This is a genomic window from Gemmatimonadota bacterium (assembly GCA_040388625.1).
Classification (GTDB): Bacteria; Gemmatimonadota; Gemmatimonadetes; order Gemmatimonadales; family Gemmatimonadaceae; genus Fen-1247.
The window spans coordinates 184,238-199,483 of sequence record JAZKBK010000001.1; the positions used below are offsets into that span (position 1 = coordinate 184,238).

Annotated in this window: 14 protein-coding genes and 2 tRNA genes; 7 read left to right on the forward strand and 9 right to left on the reverse strand. The window is 62.6% G+C overall.

The features are described 5' to 3' along the window. Nucleotides 1–37 precede the first annotated feature (37 nt). Complete coding sequence (locus V4529_00775; protein MES2356859.1) at nucleotides 38–2,608, reverse strand: FtsX-like permease family protein; 2,571 nt, start codon at nucleotides 2,606–2,608, stop codon at nucleotides 38–40. Further along, nucleotides 2,605–3,291 (reverse strand): ABC transporter ATP-binding protein, encoded by a 687-nt coding sequence (locus tag V4529_00780; GenBank protein MES2356860.1) that lies wholly within the window; start codon nucleotides 3,289–3,291, stop codon nucleotides 2,605–2,607. The genes V4529_00775 and V4529_00780 overlap by 4 nt, the downstream gene beginning before the upstream one ends. Between V4529_00780 and V4529_00785 the strand changes: the two genes are divergently transcribed. Further along, on the forward strand, nucleotides 3,284–4,006 hold the full coding sequence (locus tag V4529_00785; protein ID MES2356861.1) for an arylesterase: 723 nt from the start codon (nucleotides 3,284–3,286) through the stop codon (nucleotides 4,004–4,006). The two genes, V4529_00780 and V4529_00785, sit on opposite strands and share 8 nt — an antisense overlap. A gap of 53 nt (nucleotides 4,007–4,059) precedes the next feature. On the opposite strand, the gene V4529_00790 is transcribed toward V4529_00785, so the two are convergent. Together V4529_00790 and V4529_00795 are read right to left on the reverse strand one after the other, a co-directional pair. Next, a complete protein-coding gene (locus tag V4529_00790; GenBank protein MES2356862.1) occupies nucleotides 4,060–5,346 on the reverse strand; it encodes a sigma-70 family RNA polymerase sigma factor in 1,287 nt (428 codons plus the stop codon). Further along, nucleotides 5,343–5,756, reverse strand: coding sequence for a YciI family protein (locus V4529_00795; GenBank protein ID MES2356863.1), 414 nt, complete (start codon nucleotides 5,754–5,756; stop codon nucleotides 5,343–5,345). Before V4529_00795 ends, V4529_00790 begins: the two co-directional genes overlap by 4 nt. A gap of 191 nt (nucleotides 5,757–5,947) precedes the next feature. Here V4529_00795 and efp point away from each other — a divergent pair, with 191 nt between their 5' ends. The 4 genes from efp to V4529_00815 all read left to right on the forward strand — a co-directional run bounded on the left by efp (nucleotide 5,948) and on the right by V4529_00815 (nucleotide 7,280). Continuing rightward, entirely contained in the window at nucleotides 5,948–6,514 is a 567-nt protein-coding gene (efp, locus tag V4529_00800) for an elongation factor P (GenBank protein ID MES2356864.1), read from the forward strand. 87 nt (nucleotides 6,515–6,601) lie between these two features. Further along, nucleotides 6,602–6,675, forward strand: a tRNA-His gene (locus tag V4529_00805). Between the two features lie 35 nt (nucleotides 6,676–6,710). After that, nucleotides 6,711–6,783 (forward strand) — tRNA-Trp (locus tag V4529_00810). A gap of 299 nt (nucleotides 6,784–7,082) precedes the next feature. After that, nucleotides 7,083–7,280: a hemerythrin gene (locus V4529_00815; protein ID MES2356865.1), complete on the forward strand. Its 198-nt coding sequence runs from the start codon at nucleotides 7,083–7,085 to the stop codon at nucleotides 7,278–7,280. A 105-nt stretch (nucleotides 7,281–7,385) separates the two neighbouring features. Here V4529_00815 and V4529_00820 read toward each other — a convergent pair whose 3' ends face one another. After that, nucleotides 7,386–7,982, reverse strand: coding sequence for a MerR family transcriptional regulator (locus tag V4529_00820; GenBank protein ID MES2356866.1), 597 nt, complete (start codon nucleotides 7,980–7,982; stop codon nucleotides 7,386–7,388). On the opposite strand from V4529_00820, the gene metE reads away from it, so the two are divergent. Further along, entirely contained in the window at nucleotides 7,975–10,278 is a 2,304-nt protein-coding gene (gene metE / locus V4529_00825) for a 5-methyltetrahydropteroyltriglutamate--homocysteine S-methyltransferase (GenBank protein ID MES2356867.1), read from the forward strand. The two genes, V4529_00820 and metE, sit on opposite strands and share 8 nt — an antisense overlap. A 61-nt stretch (nucleotides 10,279–10,339) precedes the next feature. Here the strand turns inward: metE and V4529_00830 are convergent, their stop codons facing one another. After that, entirely contained in the window at nucleotides 10,340–10,987 is a 648-nt protein-coding gene (locus tag V4529_00830; protein MES2356868.1) for an FMN-binding negative transcriptional regulator, read from the reverse strand. A gap of 306 nt (nucleotides 10,988–11,293) precedes the next feature. On the opposite strand from V4529_00830, the gene V4529_00835 reads away from it, so the two are divergent. Continuing rightward, the gene (locus tag V4529_00835; protein MES2356869.1) at nucleotides 11,294–11,557 is read left to right on the forward strand and encodes a hypothetical protein; all 264 of its coding nucleotides are present in this window, start codon (nucleotides 11,294–11,296) and stop codon (nucleotides 11,555–11,557) included. A 96-nt stretch (nucleotides 11,558–11,653) separates the two neighbouring features. Here V4529_00835 and V4529_00840 read toward each other — a convergent pair whose 3' ends face one another. The 3 genes from V4529_00840 to V4529_00850 are packed head-to-tail and all read right to left on the reverse strand — an operon-like array spanning nucleotide 11,654 to nucleotide 15,233. Beyond that, a complete protein-coding gene (locus V4529_00840) occupies nucleotides 11,654–12,298 on the reverse strand; it encodes a hypothetical protein (GenBank protein MES2356870.1) in 645 nt (214 codons plus the stop codon). Next, a complete protein-coding gene (locus V4529_00845) occupies nucleotides 12,295–13,872 on the reverse strand; it encodes an ATP-binding protein (GenBank protein MES2356871.1) in 1,578 nt (525 codons plus the stop codon). The genes V4529_00840 and V4529_00845 overlap by 4 nt, the downstream gene beginning before the upstream one ends. Continuing rightward, nucleotides 13,869–15,233 carry a sigma-54 dependent transcriptional regulator gene (locus V4529_00850; protein MES2356872.1) on the reverse strand — a complete coding sequence of 455 codons (1,365 nt, stop codon included), beginning with the start codon at nucleotides 15,231–15,233 and terminating at the stop codon, nucleotides 13,869–13,871. Before V4529_00850 ends, V4529_00845 begins: the two co-directional genes overlap by 4 nt. Between the last annotated feature and the right edge of the window lie 13 nt (nucleotides 15,234–15,246).

Genomic DNA, 15,246 nt, shown 5'->3' on the forward strand with positions numbered 1-15,246 from the left:
TACGGAGGACGGTAGTCGCAAAATGGTGGTGTAACCGTCATCCCTCCCGCAACGCCGTCATCGCCGTCTCCTTGAAGACGTCGCGTCCTGCGATCAACCCGATTGAAATCGCGATCACCATCATCACCGCTGTTATTGCGATCGCCGGCCCGAACTGCGGCGTGTACTTAACATCGAACACGAAGTGCACCAGCGCCCAGCTGCCGGCCAGCGCGAGCACCAGCCCGGTGAGGCTGCCCAGTATCCCGAGAAGTGCATACTCCGTAAGCAGTATCCGCATGATCTGCGCGCGCGTCGCGCCGAGTGTCTTGAGCAGCACACTCTCTCGAATGCGCTCGCGCCTGGTCGATGATACCGCGCTGAACAGTACCGGGATTCCCATGATGACGCTGAAGAGCGCCATGAACCGAACCGCGGTCGACACGCGCGCGACGATCTTCCCGATCGTCTCGGTGATGAGCGACAGATCGATGCTGCTGACATTCGGAAACCGGCGCACGAGGTCACGCTGGACCGTCGCCACATCCAGCACGCCGGGCACGTTCGCCAGCACCGTGAACTGATGCGGAGCGTCGCGCAGAACACGGCTCGGAAATACGGCGAAGAAATTCGGCTCGAACCGCGTCCACTTCACGTCGCGCAGGCTCGTGACCCTGGTGGGTATGTCGATTCCCTGAACGTTCCAGGTGATCTCGTCGCCAAGTTTGACCTTGAGCTCGCCGGCGACCCCTGCGTCGAGCGATACCTCGCCCGTGTCGCCAGGTGCGAACGGCGCGGCGCCTGCACGCTCTGGCGCGAACCACTTGCCCGCGGTCAGCGTTTCACCGGCGGTGATCGAGTCGCGATAGGTAGAACGATATTCCCGTCGCACTGCCCAGCCGGCACGCCGGTTCTTCGCCGAATCGCCCACGATCGACTCGGTGCTTCTTCCGTTGATCGATGCGATGCGCATCGGCACTACGGGTGACTGCTGCGTTACCTTGAATCCGCGCGCGTGGATGATCGAATCGATCGGCGCGGCCTGGTCCTGTTGTACGTCGAACAGCAGCAGGTTGGCGCCGGACGACGATGCGTTGAGTGCGAGATCCTGCACTATGCTGTTCTGAACGAGATAGAGCGTTGTTACGAGGAAGGCACCGAAACCGAGCGACAGCATCACCGCGCGCGTCTGATTCGCCGGCCTGTACACGTTGGCAAGTCCCTGCCGTACGACGTAAGGCCATCCCGCGCGCACGGATCGCCTTGCGCCCCATGCGAGTGCGCTCGCGACCAGAGCCAGAACGAGAAGAACGCCGCCCGTCGCAGCTGCGATCCAGAGACCCTGTCGTACGGATTGCGCACGCGCAACCGCGACGGCGACGACACTCAGCACCAGCGCCGCATTGACAAGCAGTCGCGGAAGATCGTTCCAGCGCATTCGCAGCACGTCGGAATCGGCATCGCGTCGGAGCGTCTGCAATGGCGAAACGTTTCGCAATGCGAGCAGCGGGCGTAGAGCAAATACGAGCGCGATCCAGCCGCCGATCAACACTCCTGTGAGTATTGCCACGGGTTCGGCCGTGACGTGTACGTCCACGGGAAGCAACCCGACAAAGGCGAGCGGCAGCAGAAATTGAATCGCGACGCCGGCCACTGCACCGAGCAGCGCACCGAGCAGGCCCATGGCTGCCGCCTGCACCACGTACATCGCCAGCACCTGATTGCCGGAAGCGCCGAGACAGCGGAAGATCGCGACGGTGTCGATCTTTCGCGCGACAAAGGCCCGCACCCCGCTCGCGACGCCGATACCGCCCAGCAGCAGCGCGACCATTCCGACGATGCCGATGAAGTTCGCGAGACTCTCGGTCGCCCTTGCGGCCGATTCCTCCGTCTGCGTGACGGTTCGCACATTGACGTCCTGCTTGGTCAGCGGCGCCCGGAACGGTGCTGCGAATCCCTTGGGATCCTGATCGGAAGGAAGCTTGAGAAGCGCCGCGTATTCCGCGGTGCTGCCGAACACCAGCAGCCGCGTCTCCGGGAGATATCGCGCAGGAATGTAGATGCGTGGTGCGAATGCGGACGAGAGACCCGACGTTCCCGGTACGTCCTTGAGAGTACCCGTGATCACGAACTCGCCATAACCAACCTTGAGCGTGTCGCCGATCCGTGCGTCGAGCACGATGAGCAGCGACGGGTCGACCAGCGCGTTCGGTCCCGATTGCAGCGTCTCGTACCTGCCCGCAGGCTGAGTGGTGATCGCGCCGTACAGCGGGTATCCGGCGCTCACGCCATGGATCTGCGCAAGTCGCGTGTTGCCGTTGCGCGGAATGACGGCCATCGACGGAAAGGTCGTGGAGCGCACATTCGGAATTCCGGCGCGCGCCAGAGAGTCGAGCAGCTGCTCCGTTTCCTTTGCGAAGGGACGCCTGCTGGAAAACTGGACATCGCCGCCGAGCAGCGAGCGGGATTGTTCGCGCACCGAACGTGTGACGTTGCGCGCGAACGAATCGATCGACACCAGCGCCGCCACGCCCACCGCGATCGTGGACATGTACAGAAACAGCTTTCGTCGCGTGGTGCGGCTCTCGCGCCACGCAAGCCGCGCCAGTTGCATCGGCGAAGCACTCAATCTACGCGCTCCGTCGATCCGGTATCCTCGATCACTGCTCCATCTGCCAGTCTGATCTGTCGCCGCGCACGTGCCGCCAGCGTGGCGTCATGTGTGACTATCACGACGGTCGAACCCGACTCGTGGTTCAGCTCTTCGAGCAATGCAACGACCCGCTCGCCGCTCGCCGCGTCGAGATTTCCAGTTGGCTCGTCCGCAAACAGAATCGATGGCCGATTGGAAAATGCGCGCGCGATCGCCACGCGCTGCTGCTCGCCGCCGGACAGCTGGGTAGGGAAGTGCGTCGCTCGCTCGGCGAGTCCAACACGCTCTAGCAGGTCCGACGCGCGTCGCTCTGCACCGCTCTCACCACGCAGCTCGAGCGGAACCTGCACATTTTCCGCGGCGGTAAGCGTCGAGATCAGCTGAAAGCTCTGAAAGACAAATCCGACCTTCGCCGATCGTATTCGCGCCCGATCGTCCTCGCTCATGCTCGACATCTCGGCGCCGTCCAGGATCACACGGCCTCCGCTCGGTGTATCGAGACCCGCGAGCAGGCCGAGAAGCGTAGTTTTGCCGCTTCCGGACGGCCCGGTAATGGCGACGAACTCGCCCGGCTGCACGGAGAACGATACGTTCCGGAGCACCGCGAGCGTGCGCTCGCCACTCCGGTATTCCTTGGTCAACGATTCAGCGATGAGCATGAAGAAAGACGTCCGTTATATGAGTCCAGGCACTACTGCGAGCCTGGCGGCGGCGCTGTTAATTGGCGGATGCAACCCGGCGGCGAAAGATAAGACACCGCAGACGGTACAGACGGTTGAGGCCGCTCCGCCCGCCAGCGTCTCCTCGCCCGACCCAGCCGCGGCTGGCCCGACGGTGCTGTTCATCGGTACCAGCCTCACGGCCGGCCTCGGCCTGCGGCCGGAGCAGGCCTATCCGGCACTGATCCAGGCAAAGGCCGACTCCGCCGGCACACCGCTCACCGCCGTGAATGCCGGTGTGAGCGGCGAAACGTCAGCCGGTGCACTGAACAGGATCGACTGGGTGCTCCGCAGCCCCGCCGACGTCGTCGTCCTGGAAACAGGGGCGAACGACGCCCTTCGGGCGCTCCCGGTGTCCGAGGCTCGGTCAAACATCGCTGAAATTCTGGATCGGATAAAGGCGGCAAAGCCACACGCGAAGATATTCCTCATTCAGATGGAAGCCCCGCCCAATCTTGGCCAGCAGTACACCACCGCCTTTCACAAGATGTATGCAGACCTCGCGCGCGAGAAAGGCGCGACACTCATTCCGTTCCTGCTGAATGGAGTTGCCGGACACGCCGACCTGAATCAGGCGGACGGATTGCATCCGAACGTGACGGGCGAGGAGATCGTGGCGACGAACGTGTGGAATTCATTGAAGAAGGTGCTGTAGGAGAATCGCTGTCGTCACCCGTGAATTCACCGATTCCCGGCAATGACGAATCGTCAGGATCTCCCGCTCGCTCGCGCCGCCTTCAGGTTCAGATAATCTCGCTCCGGAATACTCGCCGTGCCCTCGGCGGCCGCGCGATAATGCAGAATCGCGCGCGCATCGTCACCGATCATCTCATACAGATGTGCGCGGACCGCATCGAGCCTGTAATGCCCGCGTAGCTTCTGATCGGTGTCGAGCTCGCTCACCAACGCAAGACCAGCTTCCGCGCCATCCACCATCGCAACCGCAATCGCGTGGTTCAATGCGACCATCGGATTGTCCGACATTCGCTTCAACACTCCGTACAACGCCATTATCTGCGGCCAGTCGGTGTCCTGCACACGGGCCGACTCGTCGTGAATCGCGGCGATCGCAGCCTGGAGCAGATACGGTCCAGCCGAGCCCGATGCGAACGCGCTCGAGACGAGTGCCGTTCCTTCGCTGATCATCTGTCGATCCCATAACGACCGATCCTGCGCGTCCAGTGGAATCAACTCGCCGTGGCATCCCGTTCGCGCAGAGCGACGTGCGTCGGTGAGCAGCATGAGCGCCAGCAAGCCGGCGACTTCGCCATTGTTAGGCGTCAACGCGTGCAACATGCGTGTGAGCCTGATCGCCTCGGCGGAGAGATCCACACGATGCAGTTCCGGCCCGCTGCTGCTCGCGTATCCCTCGTTGAATATGAGATACAGCACGTGCATCACTGCGCCCAGTCGCTCCGCCATGTCGTCGTCCGTTGGCATGCGGAACGCGACTCCTGACGACTTGATGCTCTGCTTGGCCCTGCTGATACGCTGTGCCATAGTCGCTTCCGGGACGAGAAACGCACTGGCTATCTCAGCCGTCGTGAGTCCGCCGACCGCGCGCAGCGTGAGCGCGATCGCCGACGACGGCGAGAGCGCCGAATGGCAGCACATGAAGAGAAGCACGAGTGTGTCGTCCGTCATCAGCCCGAGTTCCTCGTCAGGCGGCGACACGAAGGGCTGGTCGTGCGCATGCTCGCTCGCGACTTCATTCTCGCGGCGGCGCCTTGCACTCTCGCTCCGCACGCGATCCTTGAGGCGTCTCATCGCAACGCTGTACAGCCAGCCGCGCGGATTGGTGGGAACGCCGGCGGCACGCCACTGCGTGGCTGCCGCGATGAGCGCTTCCTGAACCGCATCCTCGGCGTCAGCGAAATCACCGCACTTCCGTGCGACGACGCCGAGCACCTGCGGCGCAAGCTCGCGCAGCAGGTGCTCGGCGAATTCAGGAGAGTTCGTGCTCGTGCCTGGATCCGTCACGAGCTTCGCGTTCAACGCGTGAGCGAGGGTGCGGATGGATCGGGCGGCGCGCTCATGACGGGCCGTAGCTCGACCGCCATGTTGAGCGGAGCGCCGCCAGGCCCGGGTGCTGCAGAGACGGCAGCCGCCAGCTCGTACGCGCGTTCGGCGCTGTCCACGTCGATGATCCAGAAGCCCGCGAGAAATTCCTTTGTTTCGGGGAAGGGACCATCGGTTACCGGCCGGCCGTCCTTTCCGGCGCGCACCAGTTTCGCCTGTGCGGGCGGCGTCAGGCCCTCGCACGCCACCATCTCGCCCGCCTCGCCGAGCTGCCTGTTGAAGGCGTGCATGAACGCTATGTGCGCCTGGAAATCCTCGGGCGACCAGTCATTGATCTGGTATTCACCGTTCCCGCGCGGGGCATTCATCATCATCATGTACTTCATGGTTCGATCTCCTCTTCGGGTGTGGGCGCCGGGGCTGGCGCTTTCGTAGAGAAGTCGGAGGCGGCGGTGGATTCTCTACATCCTGGCTCAAGATTGCCCGAATTCGGTCGCCCCACCAGTGGCCGGTTGCCTGTAGCAGCCCTTACTTGCTACCTTTAAAGGCTATGTACGTTTTTCCGAGGATTTGACGAATGGCGATGCCAGCCACGCAGATTCGGCGGGGGATGGTTCTCGTGTTCGAGGGTGAGCCATGCCGCGTCGTTGAGTTCCGCCACCACACGCCGGGAAATCTCCGGGCGATGGTGCAGGCCAAGCTCAAGAATATTCGCACCGGCAACAGCTTCGAGCACCGGTTCCGCGCAGCGGATTCCATCGAGAAGGCCGCGATGGAAACGCACGACCTGGAGTTCATGTATCAGGGTGGCGACACCTATCATTTCATGAACACCGAGAACTACGATCAGATCGAGATGGACGAGGAAGCACTGGGCGATTCAGCTCAGTGGATGCAGCCGGGCATGAAGATCCAGGCCGAGTACTACAACGGCAATCCGATCGGCATCCAGCTTCCCAACTCGCTCAATCTCGAGATCGTGGATACAGCTCCGGTCATGAAAACAGCGACGAAGACCGCCTCGACCAAGCCGGCAAAGCTGAGCAATGGCGTGACGATCAACGTCCCGGAGTTCATCGCGCAGGGCGAACGGGTTCGGGTGAATCCGACGACCGGCGAGTACATGGATCGCGCCAAGGACTGATTGAGGCGGGAGGCCGGCGGCGTTAGTTGCTGGCTCTCGATTGCGGGATTAGAATGAAATGGCCGGGGCGACGTGGCCCCGGACATGGTGGCTGTAGCTCAATTGGTTAGAGCACCGGATTGTGGTTCCGGGGGTTGCGGGTTCAATTCCCGTCAGCCACCCCTGACAGGGCTTGAGGGGTCTGGAAGATCAGTGTAGGTCCGTAGCTCAATTGGTAGAGCACCGGTCTCCAAAACCGGGGGTTGCAGGTTCGATTCCTGCCGGGCCTGTTAGTGTGAGGTTACCACCTGCCGACCGCGCGCGGCAACGTTTGAACCACCTTCTGCTGGGGCTTCGCAGAACGTCGCGCGAAATTTCGGGTCAGATGCGAGCTTGTCCCGGGCCTTGGCCCGGATAGCCCCGCCCGGAACAGGGCTCTTCTCCAAAATGTCCCCGATGTAAGCCGTGGTGCGAACCGATCTATATTCGGCGCTGCCACCCCTTGACCTTATAGCTAGGTACAGGCTGTATCGTACAACGTGCGCGAGCGTGTACGCCCGCGTTGGACCTTTATATGGAGTAACCGATCATGCCTGCGACAGAACTCGAAATCGACTGCGGATGGACTGTGGACGAAGTGATTCGGCGGCATCCAGCTGCCATGGCGGTGTTCAACCGTTTCGGCATCGACACATGCTGCGGTGCGATGATGACGGTGGAGGAGGTAGCTGGTTCGAAGAGAGATGCTGTCTGCAGCGAGCTGCATGCCGTCACGCGCTCACAGTAGCTCGCATCCACCGGTTGACTGAGCGGCCATGCGGTTCCAGCAGAGTCACTAACCGCTGGTGTGGCGTCGCAAACGGTGCATTCGGTCGCGCTGCGTGAGGGTACGTCAGTCTACGGTGCTGCTGGCGCTGCTCAATGGTCCCAATGCATCGAGCAGCGGACAATCGCCCAGCGGTCCGCGCCCACCATGGCATCTTCCGGCGAGGTGTACCAGCGCGTGCTTGATATGCTCGAGATCGTGGATGCGACGGTCCACATCCGCGATCTTCGCCTCCGCACGCTCCTTCACTTTCGACGCCGTCGTGTGTGGATCGAGCCGCAGCACCAGCAGCTCACCGATTTCCGAGAGCGTGAAACCAAGCTCCTGTGCGCGCCGGATGAACCGCAGGCGGTCGAGCGTGACGTCTGTGTACGTGCGGTACCCGGACTCCGTCCGCCGCGGTTTGGCCAACAGCCCGCGGCGCTCGTAGTAGCGCACGGTCTGGACGTTCACCCCCGCGCGTTCGGCCAACTCACCGATAGTCATTGCATGCAATCTGGCATAAGTCGGGCGTCTGAGTACAGTGGTGTTCGACCGGGCGGTGACGGTGACATCCGTCACGCCGGAGCACAACAGATCTGCCGAAGTTAATGAAAGCGTCCCGTGTCGACGTGCACGAGCGTCGTGTTGACCGGTTACCCGTCCCGAATCATCAATGCCCATCGCGTCGAACCTAGGTTTCCCACGTATCGGACCCGATCGCGAGCTCAAACGCGCGCTCGAAGCTTACTGGGCCGGACGCTCGACTGCGGACGATCTCGCAGCGGCTGCTCACGATATTCGTCGCACCAACTGGCAGCTTCAGGCGGACGCCGGTATCGAGCACGTTCCGTCGAATGACTTCTCGCTGTATGACCATGTGCTCGACACCGCAGTCATGCTAGGCGCCATTCCCCGCCGATTCGCTCGCCGCGCCGGCTTGAGCAATCTGGATCGCTACTTCGCGATGGCGCGCGGCCTGGCCGACGGCGCATCTTCGATCCCCGCGATGGAGATGACGAAGTGGTTCGACACCAACTACCACTACATCGTCCCCGAGTTCGAGCCAGCGCAGGATTTTCATCTCGCGTCCACGAAACCGATCGATGAGTTTCTGGAGGCGAAGGCACTCGGCATCACCACGCGCCCGGTAATTCTCGGACCGGTGTCATTTCTCCTGCTTGGCCGGATGTGCGGTACTTCGGCGGTCCCGCTCACGTTGCTCGACTCGGTATTGCCGGTATACGAGCAAATGCTTGCGCTACTCGCTGGCGCGGGCGCCGAATGGGTGCAACTGGATGAACCCTGTCTGGTGCTGGACCTCCCGCGCGAAACGCTGCGCGCATACCGGGCGGCGTACGAACGCCTCGGCGACGCCCGTACGCGCGTACTCGTCGCGACGTACTTCGGGGATCTCGGCGCAAATCTGCCAACCGCGCTTGGACTCCCCGTCGCGGCGCTACATCTCGACCTCGTGCGCGGCCCCGGGCAGCTCGTCGCGGCGCTCGAACGAGCACCACGCACACTCGCGCTCTCGCTCGGCGTCGTCGACGGACGCAACGTATGGCGGGCGGACCTCGATGCAACGCTCACACTCCTGACGCGGGCGACGCACGCGCTCGGTCCGGATCGCGTCATGGTCGCGCCTTCGTGTTCGCTGCTCCATGTTCCAGTGGACCTGGATAATGAGACGGCGCTGGATGATGATGTGCGTCGTTGGCTGGCCTTCGGAACGCAGAAACTGCACGAGGTAGCAACCCTCTCGGCCGCGCTGCAGCACGGGCCGGACACGATGCCTGACGCAATCACCGATGCGCTCGCAGACGCGCGCGCCGCACTGGACCAACGTCGAGCGTCGCCTCGCGCGCACGATCCGGCGGTGCAGGAGAGGCAGCGCACGGTGAGTGAGGACATGTTCCGGCGTACGCCCTATCGTGCGCGCAGCACGCAACAGGAACGTGCGCTCAACCTGCCGCAGCTGCCGACGACGACAATCGGCTCCTTTCCACAGACCGCCGAACTGCGTCGGGCGCGCGCCGCGGTGCGGGTCGGGCACATGGCGCGGTCAGACTACGATGCGTTCCTGCGCTCGCAGATCGAAGACGCGATTCGCTTCCAGGAGGAAGTCGGTCTGGACGTGCTCGTCCACGGCGAGTTCGAACGGAATGACATGGTGGAGTACTTCGCCGAGCGCCTCGCAGGATTTGCAGTCACGCAACGCGGGTGGGTGCAGAGTTACGGATCGCGCTGTGTGAAGCCGCCCATCATCTATGGGGATATCTCCCGTGGCGGCCCGATGACGACGACGTGGACAGCATTCGCCCAGTCACTCACATCGCGACCCGTCAAGGGGATGCTCACCGGACCGGTGACGATGTTGCAATGGTCATTCGTTCGTGACGACCAGCCACGCGACGAAACATGCCGGCAACTCGCGCTGGCCATTCGCGACGAAACTGCCGATCTGGAAGCGGCGGGGATACGCATCATCCAGATCGACGAACCCGCGATCCGCGAGGGCTTGCCGCTCAAGACAGAGGACCGGCACGAGTACCTGGAGTGGGCGGTGAATGCCTTTCGCCTTGCGTCATCGGGCGTGCGCGACGAAACACAGGTGCACACGCACATGTGCTACTCGGCATTTGACGACATCATCGATGCGGTAGCGCGAATGGACGCGGATGTACTCTCGATAGAGACATCGCGTTCGGATATGACTCTGCTCGACACCTTCGCTCGCGTGAGCTATCCGAATGGGATTGGGCCCGGAGTATATGACGTACACTCACCCGCGGTTCCAGCGGCTGCCGAGATCGAGAAGCACCTCAACAAAGCGCTCACCGTGCTCACCCCGGATCAGCTCTGGGTAAACCCCGACTGTGGTCTCAAGACGCGCCGGTGGGAGGAAGTCCGCCCCAGCATGAGCGCAATAGTGCAGGCCGCAGCGCGAGTTCGACAGTCGCTGCAGCCGACCATCTGACCTGTGACTACCTGACTTCTGGGGAGCTGTGCTCCGGTGTGCGCGAGTCAGTAGCCCGCGTTCATTCCGGCGCCGGCAATCCGCCGCGCTCCGCGACCAGCTTCGCCATTCCTTCCGCTGTCGCTCCTTTCTCTCGATATCCATCCAGCACGCCAACCCGGTCTGCCTCGGGCCGATTCTGGCTCATCTTCCACTTGCCCTCGATCCTCGTGATCGGAATCTCGACTCCGACGATCCCCTTCATCTGCGCGACTATGAAGTCAACCGGCGCATCATCCACCTTCCATGGCATCGGACGATCGCTCTCGCACTGCTGTGTGAGATCGTTCAGCTGGCGGCGCAGCCAGACGTCGTCTTCGACCACACGTGGCCGACCCCAGACGTGCACCGTCGCATAATTCCACGTCGGAACCACCTTCCCGGTTTCTCGTTTGGTCGCGTACCAGGATGGCGTTACGTAGTCCTGAGGACCCTGGAAGACGACCATGCATTCTTCCACGGACGCCAGCTCTCGCCACTGACCGTTCGCCCGTGCCAGATGGCACCGGATGGTGCCGAACTCCGTTCCGTCCGCGTCGACCAGACATGGAATCCAGTTGGCCATCAGGCCTCCGGCACCGGCGGTGATGATCAGGCCGAGCGGGTGGGCACGAATCAGACTGTGCTGAACGTGGAGCCGATCTTCACGAAAATTCGGTGGCTGGTACATGCAAACTCCTCTGGGAGACTGGTCCGCGAATATACAAAATTCCCGGATTCCAACGCCTAGTTCAGGTCAAACAGGCCGGATCTGGTCGTCCCGATGCCCGGGAAGATTTCCCCGATCCCGGCTTATCAGCAAATGCCGATACTGGTCGAATCCGCCTAAGTCATTATTTCACAATGGGTTACGGGCTCGTCAAACGAGGCACACCCATTGCCTTTACTCCTGCCTGAAGCCGGCCGCCTTGTGCGGCTCAGTCAGGCAAGCACCACTGATGGTGGTTGTCGGGAACTCACCAACAGGAGTATCTAGATGAAGAAGAATTCCAACACCTTGCGTGCGATTGCGCTCGGCCTGAGCGTCGCCACGGCGGGAACCGCTGTTGCGTTGTACGCGACTCCAGTGATCGCGCAGCAGACCCCGATCGCCGCGACGGTAGCTGACACGATCCCGACCAAGCCGGATACGGCCCGTCCGAAGCCCGACACGACGATGCCGCCAATGCCGACCAAGCCGGATACGACCAAGCCAAAGCCGGATACGACCAAGCCGGCTCCAGCAGTCAAGCCGCTCTAATTTTCAGCAGTTCAGAGCGGTGAGTGCGGGCGCGGTGTCACGACGGTGATATCGCGCCCGCAGTACGTTCGCCAACTCCAGCCGCGCAACGCCCATCTATGGCTTGCGCGGCTTTTTTAGCGCCGTGTCGCCGGCCGGCGTCCGAATGGTCGACCGCAAGTCGATCGCCTTGAGATGATTCAGCTCGTCATGCAGAACCTTGAGCTGGTTTTCCCGGTCCTGAAGATCACTCTCCATCCGCGTCGCGACCTTTCTGAGCAACGCACTCTGGTCCTGCTCAGCCTGCAGTCGAACCGAGATCGAGTCGATGCTCCGGCGTAGCTTCAGCGTGTCCGAGGTCAACTGCGCGATCTGCGCACGCAGCCCTTGCTGTTTCGCAACGGCGTCGTTGCTCGCCTTCTGCAGCTCGTGCAGCAGCGATAACTGATCCGTCGCTGCTTGTCGCCGAGATGTGTTCGGGTAGTCCCGCAGCAGCCGCTCGAACAGCTCGCGCGCGCGCGCCGGATCGTACGTCGGGCGGTCCGGAAAGCTGTACAGCATCGCTGCCTGGAACAGAGTCGACTCGTTGCGCAGGAGCGAGGTATCAGCCGCGAGTGCAGTCGCTGCGTCGGACCAGTTGCGCGCGTCGATTGCGCTGTCGAACTGCGACGTCCGCGCAGTCGCGCACGCGATCGCAACGAGCGTCGCGGCGCAGGCGGAGGCGACGACGACGGAACGAACGACTCGACGACGGTAGATCACGATACTACCGATGGACTGCCGGAGGGCACGGAAGAAGAAGCTGCCATTGTGGCTTCTGGTGACGCACGAAATGCGCCCGGTAGAAGGACATTGAACACCGTGCCGTTGCCGCTGGGGTTGTCGGCGACCCAGATGACACCCGAGTGCGCCTTCACGATTTCCCGGCAGATGGTGAGTCCGAGTCCCACACCTCTATGCCGGACTGCTCGTCCGGAGGGCGTCTGGTAGAATCGCTCGAAGATGCGTTCCTTCTCCGAATCGGGAATGCCGGGCCCGTGATCGGTGACCGTTATCCACATGACGCTTGATTCCGGTCGCTGTGAGCGAACGGCGGCCCAACGTGCAGGTGGAATCTGATCCGGTCGCGCCGTGAGCAACCGCATCTCGGCGCGCACTTCGCCGGCATCGGGCGAGAACTTGATTGCGTTCTCCAGCAGGTTGTCGAGCACCTGAAGAATTCGATCCTGGTCGCACTCCACGAGCACCTTGTGGTCCGGCTCCAGGACTTCGATGCGGATCCCGTGCTCCTCCGCCGCGCTCTCGGCCTGTGCGACTGCGCGCCGCAACAGATGAGCGCCATCCGTCACTTGCATCTCCGGCGGGAGTCCGCCTTCCAGCCGCGACAGATTCAACAGCTTCGCCAGCATTCCGGACAAGCGCGCGCCGCTCTGCTGATTGAGCACGAGCAGCGTGCGCTGCTTGTCGGTCAGAGGGCCCGGCACTTCGTCCAGCAGTATGCTGATGGTTTCCTGCATCGAAGTAAGCGGTGTCTTGAGATCGTGTGACACGCCGGTGACGAAATCGCGCTTCATTCGGTCGAGTACGGCGAGTCGCTCGGTCATCGAGTTGAACGCTCGCGCGACCTGCGCGAATTCATCATCGCGTGTGGTGTCGAGTCTGTAGTCGAACTGTCCCTGCGCGACCTTGCGTGTCCCTTCTGTAAGCCGATGCAGCGGCTCCGAAATCGATCGCGCGATCAACGCCGAGAGGACGAGACTGAGGAACAGAATGCCCAGCGCCGCGATCCATGATATCCGCTCGGCGAGAGTGGCCGCGCTGGACGACTGCGCGAGGCGCGCCTCCATCTCCGACTGCGACGCCTCGCCAACGCGTTGAGTGACAGCTTGCAGGGCGTCAAGCTGACCCTGCAGCGCGCCGAGCGAATCCTGCACGGCGGTCAGCGAGCCGAGCCGCGCGAACGATGCAAGTCGCCGCGTCGGCGATCCGAGCGCGTGCCACTGATTCGCGACTACATCGATCTCCTTGCGCTCGCGATCGCTGAGCGGCATTTCTTCGAGCGTCTGAAACTCCGACGCATATGCGGTCGCGAGCTGATCGAACTTGTTCAGATAGCCAGGGTCACGCGTGATCGAATACTTCGCCGCGTTCTCGCCCAACTGGGCGATGCGCATGTACTGCTCGGTCGATGTCGCGCGCACGCGCTCCGACAGCTCTGACAGCTCATGCCCCGTAGCGACAACGTGCCGGATCGTGCTCACATGATATATGAGCAGCACGCCGAGTAGCGTGATGTACAGAGCGAAGGCAGCGCGAAGCTTTGTCGCGACCTTCATTTGTCGAGTCCGTAGCTCCGCAGGCGATTTCGAATCGTCTTGACGTCGAGGCCCAGCTGGCGCGCGGCCTCGGCCTTGTTCTGGCCCGTGCGGTCGAGCGTGGTGAGTATCAACAGTCGCTCGGCGTCGGCCAGCGTCATGCCCGCCGGTACCTGGATCGTCGTCGGGCCGCCGGCCTTGATCGCCTGAATGTGCGGGGAGAGATGACGAGGTTCGATCCAACCCGTCCGCGCAACGATCACCGCGCGCTCGATGACATTACGGAGCTCGCGGACGTTGCCCGGCCACGAATACGCCTCCAGCAGCGCGCGCGACGCGTCATTCACACCTTCAACAGGCATGCTGTGCTTCCGGCTGAATTCGCGAACGAAGTGTCGTGCTAGCAGCGGGATGTCGTCGGGCCGCTCGCGGAGTGGGGACAGCGCGATCTCGAATACGTTGAGCCGATAGAACAGGTCTTCGCGAAGAAGCCCGTCGCGGACCGCGGCTGCAACCGACCGATTCGTTGCCGCCAGCACGCGGACGTCGAAATGAATTTCCTTGCTCCCGCCGAGCCGGCGCGCGTAGCTGTCTTCAAGAATGCGCAGGAGCTTTGGCTGGAGCGCCATCGGCATTTCCGCAATCTCGTCCAGAAATAGCGTCCCACGATTCGCAAGCTCGAAAGCGCCCGGCCGCGCGCGATTTGCGCCGGTGAAAGCCCCCTGCTCGTGTCCGAACAGCTCGCTCTCGATGAGACCTTCGGGAATCGCCGCTGCGTTCAGTGCGACGAACGGCTTGTCGTGGCGATTGCTGAGCGTGTGGATGGCGTGCGCGACCACTTCCTTTCCCGTACCGCTCTCGCCCGTGATGATCGCCGACGCATCGCTCGAGGCGATCACCTGAATCAGCTTCTGCAGCTCACGAATGGATCGGCTCTTTCCAACGAGGCCGCCGATACTGGCCGAGCCTTCGAGATTCGCGTCCAGCTCCTGATCCAGCTGACGTTGAGTGCGTTCTGCGGCGACGGCGTCGAGCAGTCCGCGCAACACGGCATGGTCGAGTGGCTTCGTGAGAAAATCCCGCGCGCCAGCTTTCATGGCATCGACCGCCGCATCGATGTTCCCGTGCGCGGTCATCATGATCACCGGGATGGTCTCGTCGTTACGCTTGAGCCAGCGCAGCAGCTCTACGCCCGATATGCCGGGCAGGACCACATCCGAGAGAATCACGTCGGGGCGGCTCTGGCGCAGCGCGCGCTCCGCTTCAGCGGCGTCCACCGCTGTCGTCACGTCGTAGCCCCAGTCCTGGATTCGAAGCGTCAGGACTTCCCGGAGCGCCGGCTCGTCGTCCACGACCAGGACGGAGATTCGGGTCGGTTCCATACTGCTTCAATGT

What these genes read in the sequence shown, in the direction of transcription:
- V4529_00785 (MES2356861.1), top strand. Translation starts at nt 3,284, where the DNA reads ATGAGCATGAAGAAAGACGTCCGTTATATGAGTCCAGGCACTACTGCG.
- V4529_00780 (MES2356860.1), bottom strand. Translation starts at nt 3,291, where the DNA reads ATGCTCATCGCTGAATCGTTGACCAAGGAATACCGGAGTGGCGAGCGC.
- V4529_00795 (MES2356863.1), bottom strand. Translation starts at nt 5,756, where the DNA reads ATGAAGTACATGATGATGATGAATGCCCCGCGCGGGAACGGTGAATAC.
- efp (MES2356864.1), top strand. Translation starts at nt 5,948, where the DNA reads ATGGCGATGCCAGCCACGCAGATTCGGCGGGGGATGGTTCTCGTGTTC.
- V4529_00815 (MES2356865.1), top strand. Translation starts at nt 7,083, where the DNA reads ATGCCTGCGACAGAACTCGAAATCGACTGCGGATGGACTGTGGACGAA.
- metE (MES2356867.1), top strand. Translation starts at nt 7,975, where the DNA reads ATGCCCATCGCGTCGAACCTAGGTTTCCCACGTATCGGACCCGATCGC.
- V4529_00820 (MES2356866.1), bottom strand. Translation starts at nt 7,982, where the DNA reads ATGGGCATTGATGATTCGGGACGGGTAACCGGTCAACACGACGCTCGT.
- V4529_00830 (MES2356868.1), bottom strand. Translation starts at nt 10,987, where the DNA reads ATGTACCAGCCACCGAATTTTCGTGAAGATCGGCTCCACGTTCAGCAC.
- V4529_00835 (MES2356869.1), top strand. Translation starts at nt 11,294, where the DNA reads ATGAAGAAGAATTCCAACACCTTGCGTGCGATTGCGCTCGGCCTGAGC.
- V4529_00845 (MES2356871.1), bottom strand. Translation starts at nt 13,872, where the DNA reads ATGAAGGTCGCGACAAAGCTTCGCGCTGCCTTCGCTCTGTACATCACG.
- V4529_00850 (MES2356872.1), bottom strand. Translation starts at nt 15,233, where the DNA reads ATGGAACCGACCCGAATCTCCGTCCTGGTCGTGGACGACGAGCCGGCG.